The sequence below is a fragment of the Ancrocorticia sp. genome (genome assembly GCF_052089425.1).
GTDB lineage: Bacteria > Actinomycetota > Actinomycetes > Actinomycetales > Actinomycetaceae > Ancrocorticia.
The window spans coordinates 1-20,820 of sequence record NZ_JBQCZW010000022.1 but is presented as its reverse complement, the minus strand read 5'-3'; the positions used below and the strand labels follow the sequence as shown (position 1 = coordinate 20,820).

At 59.6% G+C, this 20,820-nt stretch carries 20 protein-coding genes; 4 read left to right on the top strand and 16 right to left on the bottom strand.

Features of this window, described 5'->3' with window-relative positions:
* Position 1: 1 nt before the first annotated feature.
* The 9 genes from mgtE to ACTHV6_RS08125 all read right to left on the bottom strand — a co-directional run bounded on the left by mgtE (position 2) and on the right by ACTHV6_RS08125 (position 8,279).
* A complete protein-coding gene (gene mgtE / locus ACTHV6_RS08165) occupies positions 2–1,357 on the bottom strand; it encodes a magnesium transporter (protein WP_441386802.1) in 1,356 nt (451 codons plus the stop codon).
* Positions 1,358–1,596: 239 nt separating this feature from the next.
* Positions 1,597–1,896: a metal-sensitive transcriptional regulator gene (locus ACTHV6_RS08160; protein ID WP_441386800.1), complete on the bottom strand. Its 300-nt coding sequence runs from the start codon at positions 1,894–1,896 to the stop codon at positions 1,597–1,599.
* 16 nt (positions 1,897–1,912) lie between these two features.
* On the bottom strand, positions 1,913–4,168 hold the full coding sequence (locus ACTHV6_RS08155) for a heavy metal translocating P-type ATPase (RefSeq protein WP_441386798.1): 2,256 nt from the start codon (positions 4,166–4,168) through the stop codon (positions 1,913–1,915).
* A gap of 33 nt (positions 4,169–4,201) precedes the next feature.
* On the bottom strand, positions 4,202–4,411 hold the full coding sequence (locus ACTHV6_RS08150) for a heavy-metal-associated domain-containing protein (RefSeq protein ID WP_441386796.1): 210 nt from the start codon (positions 4,409–4,411) through the stop codon (positions 4,202–4,204).
* 239 nt (positions 4,412–4,650) lie between these two features.
* Entirely contained in the window at positions 4,651–5,508 is an 858-nt protein-coding gene (locus tag ACTHV6_RS08145) for an aldo/keto reductase (RefSeq protein ID WP_441386794.1), read from the bottom strand.
* A 168-nt stretch (positions 5,509–5,676) separates the two neighbouring features.
* Entirely contained in the window at positions 5,677–6,039 is a 363-nt protein-coding gene (locus ACTHV6_RS08140) for a hypothetical protein (RefSeq protein ID WP_441386792.1), read from the bottom strand.
* A 137-nt stretch (positions 6,040–6,176) separates the two neighbouring features.
* Positions 6,177–7,139 (bottom strand): PfkB family carbohydrate kinase, encoded by a 963-nt coding sequence (locus ACTHV6_RS08135; RefSeq protein WP_441386790.1) that lies wholly within the window; start codon positions 7,137–7,139, stop codon positions 6,177–6,179.
* A 96-nt stretch (positions 7,140–7,235) separates the two neighbouring features.
* Entirely contained in the window at positions 7,236–7,880 is a 645-nt protein-coding gene (gene orn / locus ACTHV6_RS08130) for an oligoribonuclease (RefSeq protein ID WP_441386789.1), read from the bottom strand.
* Between the two features lie 27 nt (positions 7,881–7,907).
* Positions 7,908–8,279 carry a DUF488 domain-containing protein gene (locus ACTHV6_RS08125; RefSeq protein WP_441386788.1) on the bottom strand — a complete coding sequence of 124 codons (372 nt, stop codon included), beginning with the start codon at positions 8,277–8,279 and terminating at the stop codon, positions 7,908–7,910.
* 167 nt (positions 8,280–8,446) lie between these two features.
* On the opposite strand from ACTHV6_RS08125, the gene ACTHV6_RS08120 reads away from it, so the two are divergent.
* On the top strand, positions 8,447–11,263 hold the full coding sequence (locus ACTHV6_RS08120) for an FAD-binding and (Fe-S)-binding domain-containing protein (RefSeq protein ID WP_441386787.1): 2,817 nt from the start codon (positions 8,447–8,449) through the stop codon (positions 11,261–11,263).
* A 56-nt stretch (positions 11,264–11,319) separates the two neighbouring features.
* A complete protein-coding gene (locus ACTHV6_RS08115) occupies positions 11,320–11,922 on the top strand; it encodes a TetR/AcrR family transcriptional regulator (protein ID WP_441386786.1) in 603 nt (200 codons plus the stop codon).
* 32 nt (positions 11,923–11,954) lie between these two features.
* On the opposite strand, the gene ACTHV6_RS08110 is transcribed toward ACTHV6_RS08115, so the two are convergent.
* A complete protein-coding gene (locus ACTHV6_RS08110) occupies positions 11,955–13,553 on the bottom strand; it encodes an ABC transporter permease (RefSeq protein ID WP_441386785.1) in 1,599 nt (532 codons plus the stop codon).
* A complete protein-coding gene (locus ACTHV6_RS08105; RefSeq protein ID WP_441386784.1) occupies positions 13,550–14,494 on the bottom strand; it encodes an ABC transporter ATP-binding protein in 945 nt (314 codons plus the stop codon). The genes ACTHV6_RS08110 and ACTHV6_RS08105 overlap by 4 nt, the downstream gene beginning before the upstream one ends.
* Before the next feature lie 212 nt (positions 14,495–14,706).
* Between ACTHV6_RS08105 and ACTHV6_RS08100 the strand changes: the two genes are divergently transcribed.
* Positions 14,707–16,014: a replication-associated recombination protein A gene (locus ACTHV6_RS08100; RefSeq protein WP_441386783.1), complete on the top strand. Its 1,308-nt coding sequence runs from the start codon at positions 14,707–14,709 to the stop codon at positions 16,012–16,014.
* A 20-nt stretch (positions 16,015–16,034) separates the two neighbouring features.
* On the opposite strand, the gene ACTHV6_RS08095 is transcribed toward ACTHV6_RS08100, so the two are convergent.
* Positions 16,035–17,027, bottom strand: coding sequence for a zinc-binding dehydrogenase (locus ACTHV6_RS08095; protein WP_441386782.1), 993 nt, complete (start codon positions 17,025–17,027; stop codon positions 16,035–16,037).
* Positions 17,028–17,211: 184 nt separating this feature from the next.
* Here ACTHV6_RS08095 and ACTHV6_RS08090 point away from each other — a divergent pair, with 184 nt between their 5' ends.
* Positions 17,212–17,730: a dihydrofolate reductase family protein gene (locus ACTHV6_RS08090; RefSeq protein WP_441386781.1), complete on the top strand. Its 519-nt coding sequence runs from the start codon at positions 17,212–17,214 to the stop codon at positions 17,728–17,730.
* On the opposite strand, the gene ACTHV6_RS08085 is transcribed toward ACTHV6_RS08090, so the two are convergent.
* The 4 genes from ACTHV6_RS08085 to ACTHV6_RS08070 form a co-directional block, all read right to left on the bottom strand.
* A complete protein-coding gene (locus ACTHV6_RS08085; protein ID WP_441386842.1) occupies positions 17,727–18,284 on the bottom strand; it encodes a YagU family protein in 558 nt (185 codons plus the stop codon). The genes ACTHV6_RS08090 and ACTHV6_RS08085 overlap by 4 nt on opposite strands.
* 156 nt (positions 18,285–18,440) lie before the next feature.
* Complete coding sequence (locus ACTHV6_RS08080; RefSeq protein WP_441386780.1) at positions 18,441–19,709, bottom strand: ATP-binding protein; 1,269 nt, start codon at positions 19,707–19,709, stop codon at positions 18,441–18,443.
* A 183-nt stretch (positions 19,710–19,892) separates the two neighbouring features.
* On the bottom strand, positions 19,893–20,438 hold the full coding sequence (locus ACTHV6_RS08075; RefSeq protein WP_441386779.1) for a hypothetical protein: 546 nt from the start codon (positions 20,436–20,438) through the stop codon (positions 19,893–19,895).
* Positions 20,439–20,447: 9 nt separating this feature from the next.
* On the bottom strand, positions 20,448–20,820 hold a 373-nt coding region (locus tag ACTHV6_RS08070), incomplete at its 5' end, for a hypothetical protein (protein ID WP_441386778.1).

Here is a 20,820-nt window from a genome sequence, read left to right as displayed (position 1 = left end):
CTCAGATACCGAGCACAGCCTTAGCGATGAAAAAGTAGATGACCAGCCCACTAGCATCCGTGAAGGTGGAGATGAATGGGTTGGAGAACACGGCTGGATCAGCGCGGATGGCCTTGGCCAGTAGTGGCATGCATCCGCCAATGGTGGCCGAGACGGTACATACGGCAAGCAGGGTCAGCCCGATGACCAAGCCGATGTCCCACCCGAAAATCAGTCCCGTGATCACACTCCCGAGGACGCCAAGCAGTAGCCCCAGAAGGAACCCTACTCGGACCTCTCGGCCGGCAACGCGGGCAACGTCTCCCGAATGAACATCGCCGAGTGCAAGTGCCCTCGTAACGGTGGTGGCCGCCTGATTGCCGGTGTTGCCGCCGGTTCCGATCAAGAGGGGAACGAATAGGCTAAGCACGGTTACTTGTGCCAGCGTGGCCTCGAAGGCTGAGAGCACCTGCACCGTGAGGGAGGCTCCAACGGCCAAGACGAGCAGCCAGATCACTCGGGACCGGGCGATGCTGAAAACGGGGGTGGAAAGGTAGGGGCGGCGCAGATCCTCGGTGCCGCCCTGACGCGCACGGTCCTGGCTCTCTTCGTATTCGAGGATGCGGGCGGCGTCATCGATCGTGAAAATACCAACCAGCCGGGCTTCGGAATCAACCACAGGCATGGCCAAGAAGCCCAGATCGCTTAACCGGCGCGCTGCGTCCTCGTCTCCGTCGGTGGCTGCCACCATCTCAGGTTCCACCATCACGGTGCTGACCTCTGCTGCTCCGTCAGCAATCAACAGGTCCTTGAGCTCGACGACCCCCACAACCTTGCGGCTCGAATCGACAACCGGAATCGTATACACGGTTTCGGCCTGTCCGGCTAAGCGCCGGACCTTGACTAGGGCCTCATCCACAGTGAAATCGGCGTGCGCACTCACATACTCGGGGCTCATGCGGCGCCCAATGGAATCCTTCGGATATCCGAGAATCGAGGCGGTCAAACGCCGTTCGCTTGCGGGCAGTCCGCTCAGGAGCCTGCCAGCAACCTTGGCTGGGAGTTCGTCCACCAGCCAGACGCGATCATCGGGATCGAGTTCGGCGAAAAGCCTGCTGACCTCTTCGTTGCGGAGCCCGCCAACAATCTCGCTCTGGACTACGGGATCGAGAGACTCGAACACGTCCAAGGCGTCATCCTTGGGGAGAAGGCGGTAGGCGACGGCCCGCTGCTTGGTTCCCAGGCGTTCAAGGACCGTCGCCGCATCGGCCGTGGAGATGCTGGCGATGGTGCGCGCAGCGGCTTTGACATTATTGTCCACCAAGGCGGAGCTAAGGGTTTCTGTGATCTCGTTGAGATCGCGTTCTGCGCGAGTCATCTGCGCACCTCACTTTCACATGAAAAGTGGGCGCTTCGCCGCTGCCGCTATGAGGGCGCGGCTACGTGAGTGGCGAGGTGCCCGAGTAATAATTACTACTGTCACTAGACAATGGGAACCACCTCGCCTTCCGTTTGTGGGTGATGTACCGGCCTTAGTAAGACCATACGTCAATCGGCAGAGGGCATGAAGCGGGCCCGCCTATGTGTAAGCGGGCCCACCATCGTGCTCTGCAGTGTTTAGGACTTAACCAAGCGTTGAATGGCCTTGGATGCCTCGTCAATCTTGACATCGCCAGCCTCGGTGCCCTCGCGGGCGGCGTCAATCACACAGGTTTTCATGTGTTCGTCCAACAGGCCGAGCGCCACGTTTTCCAGAGCACTTTTCATGGCGCTGATCTGGGTGAGGATATCGATGCAGTACTTGTCCTCTTCCACCATGCGGTGGATGCCGCGGGCCTGGCCTTCGATCCGCTTCATCCGAGCCAAGTATCGATCTTTATCGTTGAGGTAACCGTGATGGTGATGTTCTTCTTCCATGATTCACCTATCTTCCTTACCGATTGTTTCCTTTGGCGGGCATGACCTCGGGCACAACGCTCTTGAAGCCACGCAGCCGCAGGCTGTTGGATACCACGAATACGCTGGAGAATGCCATGGCAGCCCCCGCCAGCATGGGATTCAGCATACCGAAGGCGGCGAGCGGAATGGCAGCCACATTGTAAGCAAACGCCCAGAAGAGGTTGCCCTTGATCGTGCCAAGCGTGCGGCGGGCCAACCGGATCGCATCCGTGGCGCCCCGCAAATCCCCACGCACAAGCGTGATGTCCGCTGCCTGAATGGCAACATCAGTTCCGGTGCCCATAGCGAGCCCCAGATCGGCCTGCGCTAAGGCGGCCGCATCGTTCACGCCGTCGCCCACCATCGCCACGATCTTTCCGTCCTTCTGTAGGTCGGAAATCACTTGGGCCTTGTCCGCAGGCAGTACTTCGGCGATCACATCGTCGATCGCCACTTGGCCAGCAATCTGGTCAGCAACGGACTGGTTATCTCCGGTCAGCAGGATCGGGGTCAGCCCAAGATCCTTCAGCTGGCCAATGGCATCGGCGGACGTGTCCTTGACTGTGTCAGCAACGGCGATCAAGCCGCGGACATTGCCATCAACGGCCACCGTCATAACAGTCTTGCCGGTGAGCGCTTCACGTGCCTGTTCCAGCTGTTCGGGTAGTGCGAGATCGTGGTTCTTGCCAACGGCTACTTGGTGTCCGTTGACAACACCGTGCACGCCCATGCCTTCCTCGTTCACGAAGTCCGTGAGTTCGGGCAACGTGCCCAACTCGTTGAGGGCGGCCTGCGCCACGGCGCGAGCGATCGGATGCTCCGATCCGTTTTCCACGGCTCCTGCCAGTGCGAGGAGTTCGGCGCGATCATCGATACCTACAACGTCCGTAACGGTCATGACGCCTGTGGTGACGGTGCCGGTCTTGTCCAGCACGATGGTGTCCACCTTGCGTGTGGATTCGAGAACTTCAGGTCCCTTGATGAGGACGCCCATCTGAGCGCCACGTCCAGTTCCTACAAGAAGGGCTGTGGGCGTTGCCAAGCCAAGAGCACAGGGGCACGCGATGATGAGCACAGCAACTGCTGCCGTGAACGCCATGGACCATGAGCCATCCGCGATCACCCAAGTAAACAGAGTCACCACTGCGATCACGAGGACGATCGGCACAAAGACGCCGGAAATTCTATCCGCGAGCCGCTGCACCTCAGCTTTGCCCGATTGAGCATCCTCCACCATCTTCGCCATTTGGGCCAGTTGGGTATCGGGACCCACGCGGGTGGCGCGCACCGTCAACCGCCCGTAAGCGTTGATGGTTGCACCGGTGACGGCGTCACCTGCCGTCACTTCAACGGGAACCGATTCGCCCGTCAGCATGGATTCGTCTACTGCCGAGCTGCCGGCCACGATTTCGCCGTCTGTTGCGATCTTCTCACCAGGGCGGACGATAAACTGATCTCCGGCGCGCAGATCTTCGATGGGGATGAGAACTTCCTGTTCACCGCGCAGGACTGTTACTTCCTTGGCTCCAAGCTCCATGAGGGCCCGGAGTGCTGCACCGGCTTCGCGCTTGGACTTCTTTTCGAAGTAGCGCCCGCCCAGCACGAAGGTGGTCACTCCAGCGGCAACTTCTAGGTAGATGTTGGATGAGCCGTCCATGTGCTGCGCGGTGAGTTCAAAACCGTGCGTCATACCTGCGTGGCCCGCTGTCCCGAAGAACAGTGCGTAGAGGGACCACAGGAAGGCCGCCGAGGTGCCGATCGAGATCAGCGTGTCCATCGTGGTGGCGCCGTGGCGGAGATTCTTCCATGCGGCCTTGTGGAACGGCCAGGCGCCCCACACGATCACCGGCGCGGCTAGCGTGAGAGAGAGCCACTGCCAGTAGGTGAACTGGAGGGAGGGGATCATAGCGAGGAGGATCACCGGCACCGCCAGAATCGCAGAAATGATGAAGCGCTGACGTAGCGTCTCCAATTCCTGATCCTTGGCATCCACGTGATGGTCCTCAGGCGTGGCCTGAGGCGGGGCGGGGAGCGTGGCTCCGTAGCCCGCATCCTCCACGGTGGTGATGAGCTGCATCGGATCATATCCGGTGGGCGCATGCACCGAAGCCTTCTCCGTCGCGTAATTGACGGTTGCGTTGACGCCATCGAGCTTATTGAGCTTCTTCTCGATTCGAGCTGCACACGAGGCACAGCTCATGCCGGTAATGTCTAGCTCAATGCCTGTATCCGCAACGGGGGCGGCTGCCATAGTGAATTCCTTACCTCGTAGTGATCTGGGATGTTAGGCGCGAACTGCCTCGTAGCCGGCCTCATCCACGGCGGCAGCAACATCTGCATCATTGAGATCTGCATCAGAAGTGACGAAGAGCTGGCCGGTCTTGTGGCTGACCGAAATGTCCTGAACTCCCGCGATCTTCTCCACTTCTTCACGCACGTGGTTCTCGCAATGTCCACAGGTCATGCCAGTTACCTTGTACTCCGTTGTTGCCATGATGGGCTTCCTTTCGTCCAAACGTTAGTTAGTACCCCTAGGGGGTATCCGTACGGATAATCTAACGCGTTGGGCGAGCCCTGATCAAGCTGGCCGGGCAGTTCTTCACATCACAGTGAGGCACACGTGCGTGGGCTTGGTGCGGACGGACGGCTTCGTCGTCGTCCTAAAAAGCGCGACGCCCCTCAACGCGCCATCCCAACGTGGGAGGACGGGCCGGGGGCGTCCGAGCTACGGTGCTAGAGCAAACCCGAGGAGAGATCATCTGGCTTACCCAGACGCTCTGCCGAATCCACGGAATAGTGGTCCTGATAAGGGGAGACTCCCTTGTCCAGAGTGGAAATTGAGCGCATCTGGTCCTCGTTGAGTTCGAAATCGAACACGTTGAAGTTTTCTGCCATACGGGTGGGGTTGACCGATTTGGGGATGACGACGACGTCGCGCTGGATCAGCCAGCGCAAAACAACCTGCGCAACGGACTTGCCGTGCGAATCGGCGATGCCAATCAGAGTGGGATTCTCCAGCACGCCCATCTTGCCCTGACCGAGCGAACCCCACGATTCCATCTGAACGTCGCGGTGCTCAAGGACCCGCTGGCTCTTCACGCGCTGGAAGAACGGGTGGGCTTCGATCTGGTTGACCGCCGGGCGCAAATCGGTATGCAGGATGAAATCAACCAAGCGGCCCGAGTAGAAGTTAGAAACGCCCAGTGCACGCGCGCGGCCCTCGCCATAGACTTTCTCCATTTCGCGCCACTCGCCGAACACATCGCCGAATGGCTGGTGGATCAGGTACAGATCAACGTAATCCAAGCCGAGCCGCTTGAGGGAGGCATCAAAAGCACGCTGCGTGTTGGCCGCATCAGGTTGGACCCACAGCTTCGTGGTGATAAAAAGCTCCTCGCGGGGAATGCCTGCCTTGGCGATGGCGCGGCCCACGCCCTCTTCGTTGTGATAGATCGCTGCCGTGTCAATGGAGCGATAACCGGCTTCGAGAGCTGCAAGCACCGCAGCTTCCGCTTCCTCATTGGGGATCTTGAAAACGCCAAATCCGAGGATTGGCATTTCAATGCCGTTGTTCAGAGTCACGTTCTGCATGGACAATTCCTTTGTTGGTCCGAGCGCCGCTGGAGTGCGATGTCGGCTTCCATCTTAGTTGGCCGTTCTGGCTTCAATCATGGACTTTTGTCGGAGGTAGAGGTGGAAAAAGGGGAGCCGGTCCTAGGTAGGACCAACTCCCCTTTCGCCTTAAGGCTTGAGTGTTTCTTAGCCTTCGAGATTGCTGAGCGCCTCATCCATCAGGCTCTGGGCGCAGGTGTTGACGGCGTCATTGAACACCTTGTAATCGTCCGATTCCGTTGAAGCCGAGGGATCCTCGCCGTCTGCGAGTGAACGCAGCGTATCGTCGGACAGATCGTCGTAAGAACCATCGACGATGCAGCTGTAGTAGTTGTCCAGCGCGTCGCCGCCTAGCTGGTCCAGCGTTGCCTGATCGATCTGGCCCTCCATGGCCGATGATAGGCCATTGGTGACTTCTTCCTTGGTGGGCTTTTCACCGCCGCCACAAGCGGAGAGTGCAACTGCGAGTGCGGGGATCATCAGGAGGGTGGAGAGCTTCTTTAGCTTCACGTGTAGGTCCTTTCGTTGGTGCCATCTGGGATGGCATCGGAAACACAGTTATCTTAAAAAAGGTTGTGAGTTATAGGTACATCGTCCCAAATTGTGAGAGTCGGGCGCGAACTGCAGGGCGTCACGGGCCGAAAAGCCTAGCCAAGCAAGGGATTCGCGGCCAGGACCCTAGCGATCTCATCACGGTTTGGAGCGTAAGCGCCGTTGTGGCTGACGGTCAGTCCGGACGTCATGGTGGCGCGGTGAAGGGCCGGGACAATATCGCCCCACGATGCCTTGCGCAGCCGGGTCTTGGCATCGGCGCTTCCCAGTAATCCTGCGTCAAGAAGGGCCGATAGCATGCCGCTCATGAAGGAATCGCCAGCGCCCACGGTGTCCGCTAGCTCGACGTTCAGGGGATCGATCACCAGCATGTCGCGCTCGTTCTTCAGCCGCGCGTAGGCGCCCCATGGCCCGCGTGTGACAACAACCATGGCCGGACCCATCGATAGCCAGCGGCGCATCACGTCTTCAACGGGCGTATCTTTTCCGTAGAGCCACTCGATATCCTCATCGGAGGCTTTGAGAACATCGGTGACGGCGATGATTTCCTCGATGCGGCCCACCACATCGGCTGGGGACCCCATCAAGTTGGGACGTGCGTTCGGATCGTAGGACACCGTTCCCACGATGGATTGCGCTTTCACCGCACGCAGTACATCGTTGCCGCCGGGGGCTAGTGTGGCGGCGAAGCTTCCAGTGTGTAGGTGGGAGATTTCGGCTGGCGCCGGCAGGGAGGGGACCTTCCATTCCAGATCAAACTCATAGGTAGCGCGGCCCTGATCATCCAAGTACGCCATCGCCACGGCGGTTTTCTCCGCCTGATTGGACCCGGAAACTGCCCGCACATTGTTCTTGGCGAGCAGTTCCTCAATGGCCTTTCCGCGAGGATCGTTGGCCCACCATGCGGCCAACTCCGTGGAGTGGCCGAGCGCGGCGAGGCCGCACGCCACATTCAGAGGGCTTCCTCCCACGTGTTCTGTGGAGGAACCGCCACGATGAACAACATCGATGAGTGCCTCACCAAGGCAAAGGACTGGTGCTTCTGGCGTCGTTGCCACGGGTTCTCCTAAGAATCGATCGTGTAGAACGCCATTAGCTTATCGGATCAACACCACGTTTGATACAAAAGTGCAGCGAACTCCGTACGTACTTTTCTACTTCTCGGACTTGTCCTTTGCGAGCGCGAGGGTTTTCCCCGTCACGTCCTGTGCGGCGGTTTCACAATCCTCTGTGCTGGGGCCTTCGCCCTCAGGCATGAGCACTCGGCGGTAGTAGCGCAGCTCATCGATCGAATCGTAGATATCGCCAAGGGCGCGGTGATTGCCTGTCTTCGCCGGAGCGTTGAAATAGCTGCGCGCATACCAGCGCTTGGCCAGCTCCTTGATTGAGGAAACGTCCACTATCCTGTAATGAAGGTGCTCGATGACCTGCGGCATGTACTTCTCAAGGAACGTTTTGTCCGTTCCCACCGAGTTTCCGCCTAGGGGAGCTTTGCGGACTTCTGGGATTCGTTCCTTGATGTAGGCCAGAACCTGAGCTTCGGCGTCCGAGAGTTCGAGGCCGCCGTCCCACTCATTGATCAGCCCTGAGTTTGTGTGCATGTCCCGGACGAAATCGCCCATGTGGGCGACTGCCTCGGGTGAGGGCTTGATCAGGAGGTCAATTCCTTCATCCACGGGGTTGAGATCGTAATCCGTGATCACCACGGATACTTCAACGAGCTCATCGACGGCCAAGTCCAAGCCCGTCATTTCGCAATCGATCCAAACAATGGGGTTCTTCAACGCATGATTAGTCACGCCGCCATCCTACTCGGTTCCAACTCCTCACGCCTCGCGCAGGTAATCGGCCAGAACGAGACAATGATTGTGTTCTTTGTCTTTTGCCGCGTACAGCAGGATGAGGTCTGGGCGTTCCGTGCACTGTTTGGAAGCGCGGGCAAGTAGCTTTTCGGCGGCGCCGGTATGTTCCAATTCGCTGCGGTACTCGGAGGCGAACTCGTTGAAGCTGAGTACGCCCGAGTGGAACCGTTTTCGCAAATCGGGGCTTGGGGCCACCTCCTTGTCCCACGTGACACCCTCCAACCGTTCCTTCTTTATTCCTCGCGGCCAAAGCCTGTCCACCAGAACGGGGAAGATGTGTGAGTCCCCTGAGTCCTCCGGTTTCCAGTCATAGACTCGTTCGCACGAAATATTCATAGCTCCAGCCTATTCCCACACGGCGCCGTTACAAGTGGCGGCCGTGATGCCAGCGATGGGATGGGCGCCCTGTGCAACGAAGGCTAAGATGCATTCTTTTTGTGAGAGATTCTGCGTCTAATTCGTGTGGCTCGAAGAAAAGATTGCCGAATGGTAAGCTAAAATATATGAGCGATTTATTCATTGATGAACTACGCGGTTTGCTCGGCGAAGATGCCGTCCATGATCGTCCAATCGATATCCACGCAGCAGCCCACGATGCTTCCCATTACCTCCTGATGCCCACAGGTGTGGTGCGTGCGGAGAGCGCCAAACAAGTTGCCGATATTTTGTCCTACGCGAATGGGCGTAGCCAGCCAGTCACCTTCCGCTCGGGTGGCACAAGCCTGTCAGGCCAAGCGAGCACAGAGGCGCTCCAGATCGATACGCGCGCTGGTTTCCGCGCCATGTCCATCGAAGATGATGGAATACGGGTACGGGTTCAGCCAGGCGCCACGATCAATCAAGTCAACGCACGGCTGGCGCGTTATGGCCGCAAGCTTGGTCCAGATCCGGCAAGCTCAGTGGCGTGTACGATCGGCGGCGTTGTGGCTAACAACTCCAGTGGCATGGCCTGCGGGACCGTGCACAATACGTACAAGACGATTGAGTCAATGACCTTTGTTCTAGCGGATGGCACAACGATTGATACCGCCGATGCGCGGGCGGACGAGCTGCTGGCCAGTGCGCGGCCCGAGCTTCATGCCAAGCTAGGCGAGATTCGCGACCGCGTGCGACATGATGCGGAATCGATGGCCACGATCAAGCACCTGTTCTCGATGAAGAACACGATCGGCTACGGCGTTAATTCGCTCGTGGATTATAACCGGCCGGTGGATATCTTGGCTCACCTCCTCATCGGAAGCGAGGGTACTCTTGGCTTTGTCGCAGAGGCCGTGTTTGTCACGGTCCCTGCCTACACCGATGTGGCCACAGGGCTGCTGGTGTTTGAGAACCTGAACGATGCGACGTCCTCACTTCCGGCGCTCGTGGCAACGGAACCGGCGGCCATCGAGTTGATGGATGCTGCCAGCTTGCGGGTGGCACAACAAACGCCTGACCCGGCTGCGGGAATTGCAGAGCTGGACGTTGTAGATCATGCGGCCCTGTTGGTGGAGTATCAGGAACCGAATCAAGAGGTTGTTGCCCAAAAGAAGGCGGCTGCCGAAGCCGTTGCCGCCACTCTTCCCTTGGCTTCCCCGGCAGTGTTCAGTGCTGATCCTGTGACTCGGGCAAGCCTATGGAAGATCCGCAACGGCTTGTACGCCACGATTGCTGGTGCACGCGCTTCGGGGACCACGGCACTCTTGGAAGATATCGCAGTGCCGGTTGAACGGCTGGCGGGTACGTGTATGCAGCTCACGGACCTGTTCGAGGCCCATGGCTACGAGGATTCCGTGATCTTTGGTCATGCCAAGGACGGCAACATTCACTTCATGATCACTGACCGCTTCGACACTGCCGAGGGCCAGCAGCGGCTGGCTGCCTTCACCGAGGACATGGTGGATCTTGTATTGCGTGAGGGTGGCGTACTCAAGGCAGAGCACGGCACAGGACGGGCCATGGCCCCGTTCGTGAATCGCCAATACGGTGATGAACTGTATGCGGTGATGTGGGCGATCAAGCGGGCCTGTGATCCGCAGGAGATCTTGAATCCGGGCGTTTTGCTTTCGAATCGAGACGATGCCCATCTCCATGGCATCAAGACCACTGTGACGGTGGAATCTGAGGTAGATCGATGCGTGGAATGCGGGTACTGCGAACCTGTGTGTCCCAGCAGAAATCTGACGCTGACTCCGCGCCAACGCATCGCCCTGCGGCGAGATATGGCAAAAGCACAGGCAGCCGGGGATACGGAACTCGCGGATTCGTTGGCTGAAGCATACCGATACGCCGGAATTGACACGTGTGCTGTGGACGGGATGTGCCAAACCACCTGCCCGATGCGCATCAACACCGCCGATCTGGTTCGCCACTTGAGGGCGGACGGTGCGCGTCAACCACTTGCGGGTGGATGGAACGCAGCCCAGAAGAAGTGGGGCGTAGTGACTACTGCGGCCAGCGCAGCCCTCTCTGTTGCTAAGGCCGTCCCAGTGCCAAAGCTGGTCAATGGCGTGACCAAGGCCGCCCGCGAGGTCATCGGTGAAGACACCATGCCCGAGTGGACAGCGGACCTACCTGCGGGCGGTACGCGGCGCGGGAAGATCGCCGATTCTTATCCGGCGGACGAAGCAGATCTTGTGTACATCCCATCGTGCCAGAGTGCGATGTTCGGGCCAGCCGATGGCGGCCCAGGCCTGCAGCGCAGCTTCCAAGAGTTGTGCGCTGAGGCCGGACTGAAAGTCCATATTCCTCGGAATATCGATAGTTTGTGTTGCGGCACGCCATGGTCGTCCAAGGGATACCTCAAGGGCAAAGAGCAGATGCGCCGCCGAGTTATTGGCGCGGTGGTCAAGGCCAGCCGGGAGGGAGAGCTGCCGATCGTATGTGACGCCTCCTCGTGTACCGAGGGCTTTATCGGCCTGCTTCAGGATGCGCCCAGCGCTAGGCCGCTTCGGATCGTTGACGGCGTGGTGTTCCTGAGAGACGAGGTTCTCCCACGGCTTGGCATCCTCCGCCACGTCCCGTCCGTCACGCTTCATCCCACGTGTGCCACCACCCACCTAGGCTCAACGCCCGCCTTGCTTGACGTGGCGGGTGCTATCGCAGACGATGTACGCCTACCGGACAATTGGGGATGCTGCGCGTTTGCGGGCGATCGCGGAATGCTCCACCCAGAGCTGACGGCATCGGCTACGGCCCCCGAGGCCGCGGATGTCGAGGCGCTGAACTCTACGGTGCACGCTTCAGCCAATCGCGCATGCGAACTTGGCATGACGCGGGCAACGGGCAAGCCATACAAGGGGATTATTGAACTCGTCGCCGATTCGGTTGCTGGGCGATAACACGGAGAGAAAGCACATCGCGCCTTCCATTGGCAGCCCAGAATAGAATTGACGATATGGAACAGAAGGGGTCATCCCACAAGCGCCGCCGTCCGGGACGCCCGGTGGGGGACAGTTGCACACGCGATGCGATTCTCGACGCCTCGCTGGAGATGTTTGCAGCGAACGGTTATGACGGAGCGTCCGTGCGAGCCATTGCCGAACGGGCGGGCGTTGACCCGGGCTTAATTCGCCATTTCTTCTCAGACAAGGCTGGGCTGTTCATGGCAACCATGGCGGATCGCACCCAGATCTCCCAGAAGATCGCCGGGTCCCTGCATGGTGATCCCTCGTCGGTTGGTGAGAGACTCGCGGACACGTACTTAGCACTCTGGGAAGATGAGGAAACGAGGCCTGTCCTTCTTGCTCTGGCACGATCAGCGACCTCCTCCGAGCGCGCCGCAGCATTGCTTTTGGATGTGATGAAAGCGCGCCTTGGTGATGGGCAGAGTGGGAGTATGACGGTAGGCATGGCGTTGGCAAGTTCGCACCTGTTTGGAGTTGCTATGGCTCGCTACGTTCTGCACGCTCCTCCTTTGGTGGGACTCTCACATGACGAACTCGTGCGTGCCATTGCCCCAACCCTGCAGGCCTACCTCACGGAATCAGCATCCCTGTGAGGTAGGCGCGTTGAAACGTCGTCGTCGTTCCTCTACTTCGTCCGCGCCACGTCCCGGCGGCGGAAGCCCACGAAGCCAGCGAGTAAAAAGCCCAGTGTGAACAGGCTGATCCACCCCAGGCCGCTCCAATCCACGCTGTCCGGGGTGACGTTGGGGACGTGCCAGAACGGGCTGATAGCCAGAGCCCAGTCCCAGAGCTTGAACGTGGGGCCGAGGATGGTCAGACCGAAGGAGGCAAGGACGCCCGCCCAAGCGGCCAGCGAGACGGCGGGCCGGGCCCCGATCACGGCAACGGAGAGCGCCACAATCGTCCACACCGCCGGGATCGTGGCACCAGCTTGGAGGATCACATTGGCGAATTCCACGCCTATATCTGCGCTCGCGGCCAGCCCTGCGATACCAAGGCCGGCGATGAGGACGTAGAGGGTTGGTGCCAGAAAGGCGAAGAACACGTTGCTCGCGTAATAGCGCGGGCGGGAGATCGCGCCGGCTAGAAGTGGTTCCACCCGATCTTCCAACTCTTCGCTGCGGACCTTAAGCACGATCTGCACACCGGGAATCGCGGCGAGGATCCCGGCGAGGCTGAGGATGGTGACGAGGAATGCGGATGTCAGTTCGGAGTGGCTGGTGGCGCCAGCAGCGAGGATCTGTGAGACGGCCGAATCGCCTTCTAGCATGTCGTGAATCGAGGTGGCAAAGTATCCGAAAACGATGCCGAGCACCACGAACGCTAGGGCCCACGTGAGAATCGGCCCGACATTCAGCCGCCACGCGAGCCTGATGGTTGAGCGGACCTTGCCACGGGCAGGACCCGGGCGCGGGGCGATTGCTCCCTGTCCAAAATCGCGGCGGGCCTGAAGGATGAAGGCCGCGCCAAACATTGCGGCACTCAACGCCAGCGCATAAAGAACCGGTAACCAATCGTTGCCGGTGGACGGACGTGTTTCGGTCATCCACCCGAGAGGGTTGATCCAGATCGTCCATTTCGATGCTTCGATCGAGTAGACGAAGCCGCGAAGAACGAAGAGGGCTCCGAGAACGGCAACGGCCATGGAGTTGGCCGTTCGCGAATCCGTGCCCAGCTGGGCCGTGATGGCCGCGACGCCCGCAAACATCCAGCCGGTAACCGTGAATGTGGCCGACAAGAGAAGGGAGTTTTCCCAGCCGCCCCCGCACAACACGGTCACGAGAGCCGAGATCACTCCCACGAGGAGCGATCCGATCAGGGCAAGGCTCACGGCTGTCAGGAGGCGGGTTTGGCGCCCCATCACCCCGGAGGCCAGAAGTTCGGCTTGGCCGGAATCCTCTTGGCCACGCGCGGCCTTGACCACGGCGAAAATGGCGGCGAGTCCCGTGAGGAATCCGCCGAGTGCGAGTGTGCGCCACGCGTTGAAGCCGTCATCGGTGGAAAGATCAAAGGCTGGGCCAAAGATGAGGCCGAGGGCGGGGTTAGAGCCAACGGTAGCGGCGAATGTTGCCCGATCAGCCTGATCAGGGAAGATCAGTGGATACAGCAGCACGGAAGATGCTGACAGGAGCGTCACGATCGCTATCCACGGCGCGAAGGAGCGGCCCTCATGCCGGAGCGTTGCGTGGAGTAGGGGCCGGGTCCCGGCAAGTGCGGTGTTCATCGGGCGGTTGCCTCAATGCCGTTCGGATCGCTATCGCCTGAGCCCGGATCGTCGTACATCCGCAGGAATAGGGACTCTAAGGACGGCGGCTCCACGGTGAGGGAGGTGATGCCGTAGCCCGTGAGCAGCTCCATGACTGAGCCGATGTTGGCCGCGTCTGCTTGGGCGGTCAGGGTATGGCCGTCCATCCGTGCGTTGTATAGTCCGCTGGCCTCAGATAAATCTCTTGGGTCCGGCAGATGGTTGAGAGTCGCGTGAATCGATGTGAGGGCATGGCCGCGTAGCTGATCGAGAGTACCGGTTTCCACTATTCTTCCGTCGCGAATGATGGAGACCTGATCCGCGAGAGTTTCCACTTCCGCGAGGATGTGGCTGGACAAGAGAACCGAGGTTCCACGGGACTTGGCCTCACCCACGACCTCTTGGAATACGTTCTCCATGAGCGGGTCCAAGCCGCTGGTGGGCTCGTCGAGGATAAGAAGTTCAACGTTGGAGGCGAGTGCCGCGATGATCGCAACCTTCTGCCGATTTCCCTTCGAGTACTGGCGCCCGCGCTTTGTTGGGTCCAGCTCGAAGCGATCGATAAGTTCGGTGCGGCGCCTCTCATCAATCCCGCCGCGCAGGGAGCCGAGCAGGTCAATGGCTTCCCCTCCTGTCATGCCGGGCCAGAGGGAGACGTCACCAGGAACATAGGCAAGGCGGCGGTGCAACTCAACAACATCGCCCCACGGATCACCGCCGAGTACGGAGATCGAGCCACTATCTGCTTTGAGCAGCCCCAACAGAACTCGAATCGTCGTGGATTTTCCAGCTCCGTTTGGTCCCAGAAATCCGTGGGTTTCGCCCTCTGTGACCTGAAGGTCAAGTCCGTTGAGGGCGCGGAACTTTCCGAAGGACTTCGTTAAGCCCTCCACCCGTATCACGGTATTGTCACTGGCCATCCGGGTTCTCCTCAAGCGATTAGGGGTCACACTACCGTGCGACGTTCCAAGGAGACACTATACATCATTAATTCCCCGGGTGAGGAAATACTTCATTCGGCATACCAAACAGGCGGATCAGGTTCGATTGTCAGAACCCTACATTCGGTCTGACTCGAAGGGCGTCGGAGGATAGCTTTAGACTCGATGAAGAGTAAGGGAGGGGAACTTCAATGTCCGACGCACAGATGTCGCTGTTCGAGCCAGAGGACGATTCGCGTCCGCTCGCTGACCGTTTGCGGCCGAAGTCCCTCGAGGACGTTGTTGGTCAGGATCATCTTCTTGGCCCCGATGGACCGATCGGCAGGATGGTTGAGGAACAACGCCTTGTTTCCATGGTGCTGTGGGGCCCGCCGGGCTGCGGAAAAACAACGATCGCACGCCTGTTGGCCGAGCGGACGAATCTTGAGTTCGAGCCGCTTTCGGCAACATTCTCCGGTGTTGGCGACCTGCGGAAGGTGTTCACCGCCGCGAAGAAGCGTCACGAAATGGGGCAGGGCACGTTACTCTTCGTGGATGAAATCCACCGGTTCAACCGTGCCCAGCAGGACTCCTTCCTACCCTACGTGGAGGACGGAACGATCACCCTCGTTGGCGCCACCACTGAGAACCCGAGTTTTGAGCTTAATGGTGCGCTTCTCTCACGTTGCCAAGTATTCGTGCTCCATAGGCTCGATGAACGGGCGCTGACCACTCTGATGGGACGCGCAGAGGAAGCGACGGGTAGGCCGTTGCCGGTGGATGAGCAGGCGCGGCAAGCGTTGATCGCCATGGCGGACGGAGATGGCCGCTACATCTTCAACCTCATCGAGCAACTTCAGAGCATCAAGGAGCCGTTGGATGTTGGGAGTCTCGCTCAACTTGTCCAGCAGCGAGCCCCGATCTACGACAAGTCCCAAGAAGGCCACTACAACCTCATTTCGGCACTTCACAAGTCCATGCGAGGTTCGGATCCGGACGCCGCATTGTATTGGCTGGCCAGAATGCTCGATGGCGGTGAAGATCCGCTCTACATTGCCCGTCGGGTCGTGCGGTTCGCGACCGAAGATGTTGGTATGTCGGACCCGAACGCTGTCCAGCAGGCGCTGGCAGCTTGGGACGTTTACGAGCGCTTGGGATCGCCCGAAGGAGAACTCGCCATCGCTCAGGCCGTCGTGTACTTGGCAACTGCGCCCAAGTCGATTGCCGTGTACCGAGGCTTCGGTGCGGCGAGAAAACTCGCGCGCGAGACCGGCTCCCTCATGCCTCCTGCCAACATCCTCAACGCTCCGACCAAGCTCATGAAAGAACTTGGCTACGGTGAGGGCTACCAATACGATCCTGACACCGAGGGTGGGTTCTCAGGCGCGAATTATTTCCCCGAGGGGATGGAGAGGCAGCAGATCTACCGCCCCACCACCCATGGGTTCGAGAAAACGATCACTGACCGACTGGCTTACTTCCAGCAGATGAGAGCCGCGAAGCAGGGGGATTCGGAGTGATGGGTTCGCCGTCGTCGTCGTTAAATTTCTGGACCGATTTCGACGACGAGCTTGCCTCGCACGTGCCTTTCTCCCACTTCGGCCAAGGCTTCGGGGGCTTCATCGAGCGGGACCACGCGTTCGATCATGGGATCGAGCCTGCCCTCGTCAACGAGCTTGAGCAGTTCCTCCAAATCGGTGGCCAAACGCTCGCGAGCTGCAGGATCCTTGCTCCCGTAGGCGGCACCGAGCGCCAACTCGTGGATGGACGGAGCGATGGTGAAGGGCTCAACGGAGTTTAGATCGGGCCGGCCAGCTGCGAAAGCTAGGCCGCCGTTGTGAACCAGCGCCTGAAGGTTAGCGGTTGCCGATTCGGGGCTGACCAGATCCAGCACAGCGTCCACGCCGCGACCGTTTGTGAGTTCGAGGGTGCGCTGGACGACGTCCTCGCTGTGGTAGTCGATCACATCGGTGGCGCCGAGCTGACGAACGTGCTCATGGTTCGCCTTCGAGGCGGTGCCGATCACGCGCGCGCCAGCCAAGGTGGCCAGTTGGACGGCGAATCCGCCAACGCCCCCGGCAGCGGACGTTACCAGAACCGTTTGTCCCGGCTGTACGTGGAGCCTGCGGACGATTGCCTGATACGCAGTGAGTCCAGCACACGGCAGAGCGGCGGCAGAGAATACCTTGACGTCATCTGGAATACGCGCCAAGGTCTCCACATGCGCCAACCGGTATTCGGCGAGCGAACCCTGATCCGCCATCGAACCGTGGTTGGCCACACGGTCACCCACCTCGAATCCTTCGACACCCGGCCCCAGAGCGTCCACCGTTCCCGCGGCGTCCTGAGCCGGTATGTGAGGCCAGTCCCACGCCGGATTGGCCTCGCTGCGGATCGTGGAGACGTCCACCGGGTTGAGACTGGCGGCTTCTACCCGAATACGTACCTGCCCGGCCCCGGGTTCCGGCTTATCGGGGTGCCCGATCGCGAGGTTTCCAATTGAGCCTGGTGCGCTGAGTAAGAGTGCACGCATTGCTTTCGCCTACTTCCATGACAGATTGCGACTACCGGTCAATAACACCGCGCGCGGCTTGTGCGTGCAAGTGTTTTCTACCGTTCGGCGAAACCGTGCGCGGCGGGCGCTTCGCGGAACGCTAGCGAGAATATGTGCTCAGTTCGATGGGGGTGCCGTCCGGATAGCGATATACAATCGCGAGATGGCGACACATTTCTATACTGCATCAAGCTTGGATGGTTTCATTGCAACCTCGGATCACTCGCTCGAGTGGTTGTTCCAGCAGGACTTCGATATGGAAGGCCCGATGGCGTATCCGGCGTTTGCCGAGGGAATCGGCGCGCTGGTCATGGGAAGCTCCACATACGAATGGTTGCTGCGCAGCGGTGGCCCGTGGGCCTACGCTCAGCCGACTTGGGTGTTCACACATCGTCAGCTTTCTGTGCCTGAAGGAGCGGACGTGCGCTTTGTCCGTGATGATGTAGGCAACGCCTTTCCAGAAATCGACGCATCTGCCAACGGCCGGGACGTGTGGGTGGTGGGCGGCGGCGATTTGGCCGGACAGTTCGCCGATGCCGGACACTTGGATGAAGTCTGGGTCCAATATGCCCCGGTTACACTTGGCTCTGGTCAGCCGCTCTTCCCTCGCGAACAACAGCTTGAGCTCGTTGACGTGGCGCGCAACCGGGACTTCGTTTGTGCACGTTACCGTGTGGGCTAGCGCTGTGAGGCGGGCTCGACCTCTGGGTCAGGCTGGTGTGTGATGCGGTTTCGCAGGTCGCGGCGCACGATTTCGATCGCCCACATCCAGATGACGTGTCCGAACGCCTCCGATAGATGTTCCTCAAGCGGCTGGTCCCAAGGTGCCGGTACGGTGCCCATCGCGGGCATGAGGAGTGCGTGGAAAACGATCCACACCAGCAGGCCAAACACTGCGCCTTGACCAGCCTTCACCTTCGGATACTTTTCGGCCAAAATGCAGTAGAGCAGCCCGAAGAAGATCGAGAATCCAAAGTGGATGATGAACGAGATGATCGGAAGGTCATTGCCATTGAAGCCCACGGTGGTGTGGGTGAAATCTGCCGAGAATCCGAGCTGCTGCAGGAGTTCCTGTGGGGGATTGGTTGCGTTTCGTTCTGGCGTTCGGGGAGGGAAGGGAACTTCCCAGCCAAACTTCACTATCGCTGCAAAGGCTCCACCAATGAGGCCAACAAGCAGGGCGATGGGGTAGTTGCGACGCGCGGCGTCGGTGGTAGCAAGTAGTTTGGACACGATGCTTCTCTCTCACAATGGATGGCAAATCCAATGAGTCCCAGCGCGGAACTCGCGAGTTTATTCGATTTACCTATGTCACAGGAGACATTACAAGCCATTGGTAAGGATTACGACGTTTCTCAAATCCTGAGCGAGGTGGAGAAGACTTCTTGTGTACTAGGGGCCAAGCACCGTCAGTGGTATGACGAATACTCCGTCTTTCCGCCGGTGCGCGATTCCTGTGGGCGTTATGACGATGAGCGCGGTTGGGGCGCGGACAACCTTAGCCGCTACGCGCAAGAGGTTTGCGGCGGCTGCGTCAACTGAGGCCTCTCCCAACTTAACTTCGATGCCGAGCCATGTTCCGCCGTCGGCCTCCACAACGGCATCAAACTCGTCGCGTGCCTTCATATCGCGATAGTGGAAAACTCCGCGGGCATGGATGGATTGGGCATAAACACGCAAGTCGTGGACGACTTGTGATTCGAAGAGGAATCCCAGAGTTTCCGGCTCAGATAGCAGACGATCGCTGCTTGCCGAGAGGAGTGAGGCAGCAAGTGAGGGGTCAAGCAGGTGGCGGGCAGGTGTTTGAATTGAGGGAGTCCGTGACCGCAGTTTTGGTGCCCACGCAGGCTGATCTTCAATCAGATGAACTCGCACGGCCAGATCGTGAAGCTGTGCGGCACCGAGGCCGCCAGAGGACACCGAGGCGCTCTCTTCCATCCTCCGGGCTATTGCCGCGAAAGAGGCTGGCTGTGAGACAAGCCCAGCGTACGCCCCAAGGAACGCGGCGAAGCGCCGTGGATCGCGCCGTGGGCCAGCCACCGAAGGGAAATCGTATTGGACGATGTCATCGATGTAGGAGCGAATCTGTGATCTGGCATCGTGCTCCTCCATCTCGAACCATCCCGGCCAACCGCCAGTAACTATTCGAGTGATAACCTCGTGAAAATCAATGGCGGATTCCGAGAAATTACCGGGGAAATTATCGTCGCCCGAGGTTTGCTCAAATAGCTTTCTTAGCGAGACAGCTCCTGTGGAGTGGCCCGTTTCAAAGAAGGACATGGTGCGCATCAGGACCTGCCGAAACCTCCCTGCGCCGGAATGCCGGAGGGGATCGTCATCAGGCGCGGCGGAGCCTGTCAGGATGAACTGCCCGGGCGTGCGGCGGTCATCTACAGCTCGCCGGGTCTCGTTCCACAGCCCTGGGGACAGCTGCCACTCGTCAAGAAGTCGCGGAGTGGCACCGGGTAGAGCGCTGGAAGGTTGCTCCCGGGCGAGGACTGCCCGGGGATCACCCGAGTCGAGGCGCAGTTCCGACGCCGCGAGCTGGCGGGCCGATTCAGTCTTGCCCGTCGCTCGCGCACCGTTGATCACCACGGCTCCAGAGGCTTGCAATGCCCGCGAAAGCTCTGCATCGATGGTGCGAGGGCGATAAGTATTCATGGTAAGACAGTAGACCAATGTGGTGGATATATCCATAGTAGAGGTGTGGATATATCCATATGTTTAGGGTGGATATATCCACCTCTTCGGCCGGTCAGCGGTGGCGAGCGTTAGTGTGGACTGCGAGCGTTCGAGTCCGAAGGTTGGCACGGTGGGGTGAGGGAGGTCGCCGTCGTCGAAAAACTAATCGGTTCTCTGGACCCCGGCGGCCGTATCTATCACGTACGCCTGCGGGTGGGACGGGAGGTATCGAACCGTGACTTTATCGCCTTCGTAGGCGTAGAAGGACGTGTCCTCCGGGTATTCGGACGGGCTGAAGAACTCGTTCATGACGGTGTAGGTTGTCCCGTCCTCGGCCTGAAACTGAATGGGGCCGTCGTAATCGAGCATGACGCCCGTTGCTGTGACGCCGTGTTCATAGATGTACTCGCGGACCCACGTGTCTCCGGTCATGCCGCGGATCCCGGCTGCCAGTGATATCCCGAGGATGATTGTGAGGATCAGCGCTGCCGTGCGGCGAATGGGAAGGTAAATGCGCAAGAGATCGTCTTTGAGGCGGGGTTCGGGAAGGCCTTCGCGCTCGCGAATCTTGATGAGTTTTCCGTAACCGTCCGCCGGGCCCCTGAATATCCACATGATCGATCCGAACAGGCCAAAGCCTGCGAGGAAGACCATTGCGTAGCCGTTGCTTACCGGGAAATTGAGCAGCCATGCCAGAGTGTCTTTCATGATTCCTCCTCAGCCTTCATCGTTGGTTAGCGCTACGGTCAGCGGGTCAGAGGGCAGGTACCAGGCCGTGACGGGGGAGCCGACCTGCAAGGCCGCGAGGGCCTCGGGAAACACGTAGCCACTGGTTTCTGCTTCCCAACTCGGGGCGGACGGCGGGGCAATGAGCACGCGAAGCGCCACTTCCACCTGCGCGTCCTTGCGGGCGCCGGTCGGTTTAATTGCGACGACGGAGGCCGGAGCTTGGATACCGTATTGGAATGCACGGGCGTGCTCAGGGGAGACGAGGCCGCGGGCGAGGCGCCAGTTGAGCATGGCCTGGCGCGCGGCTGCATCGTCATCTTCCGCCAGAATGAGATCATCGTGATGTTCTGGATTAAAGCGG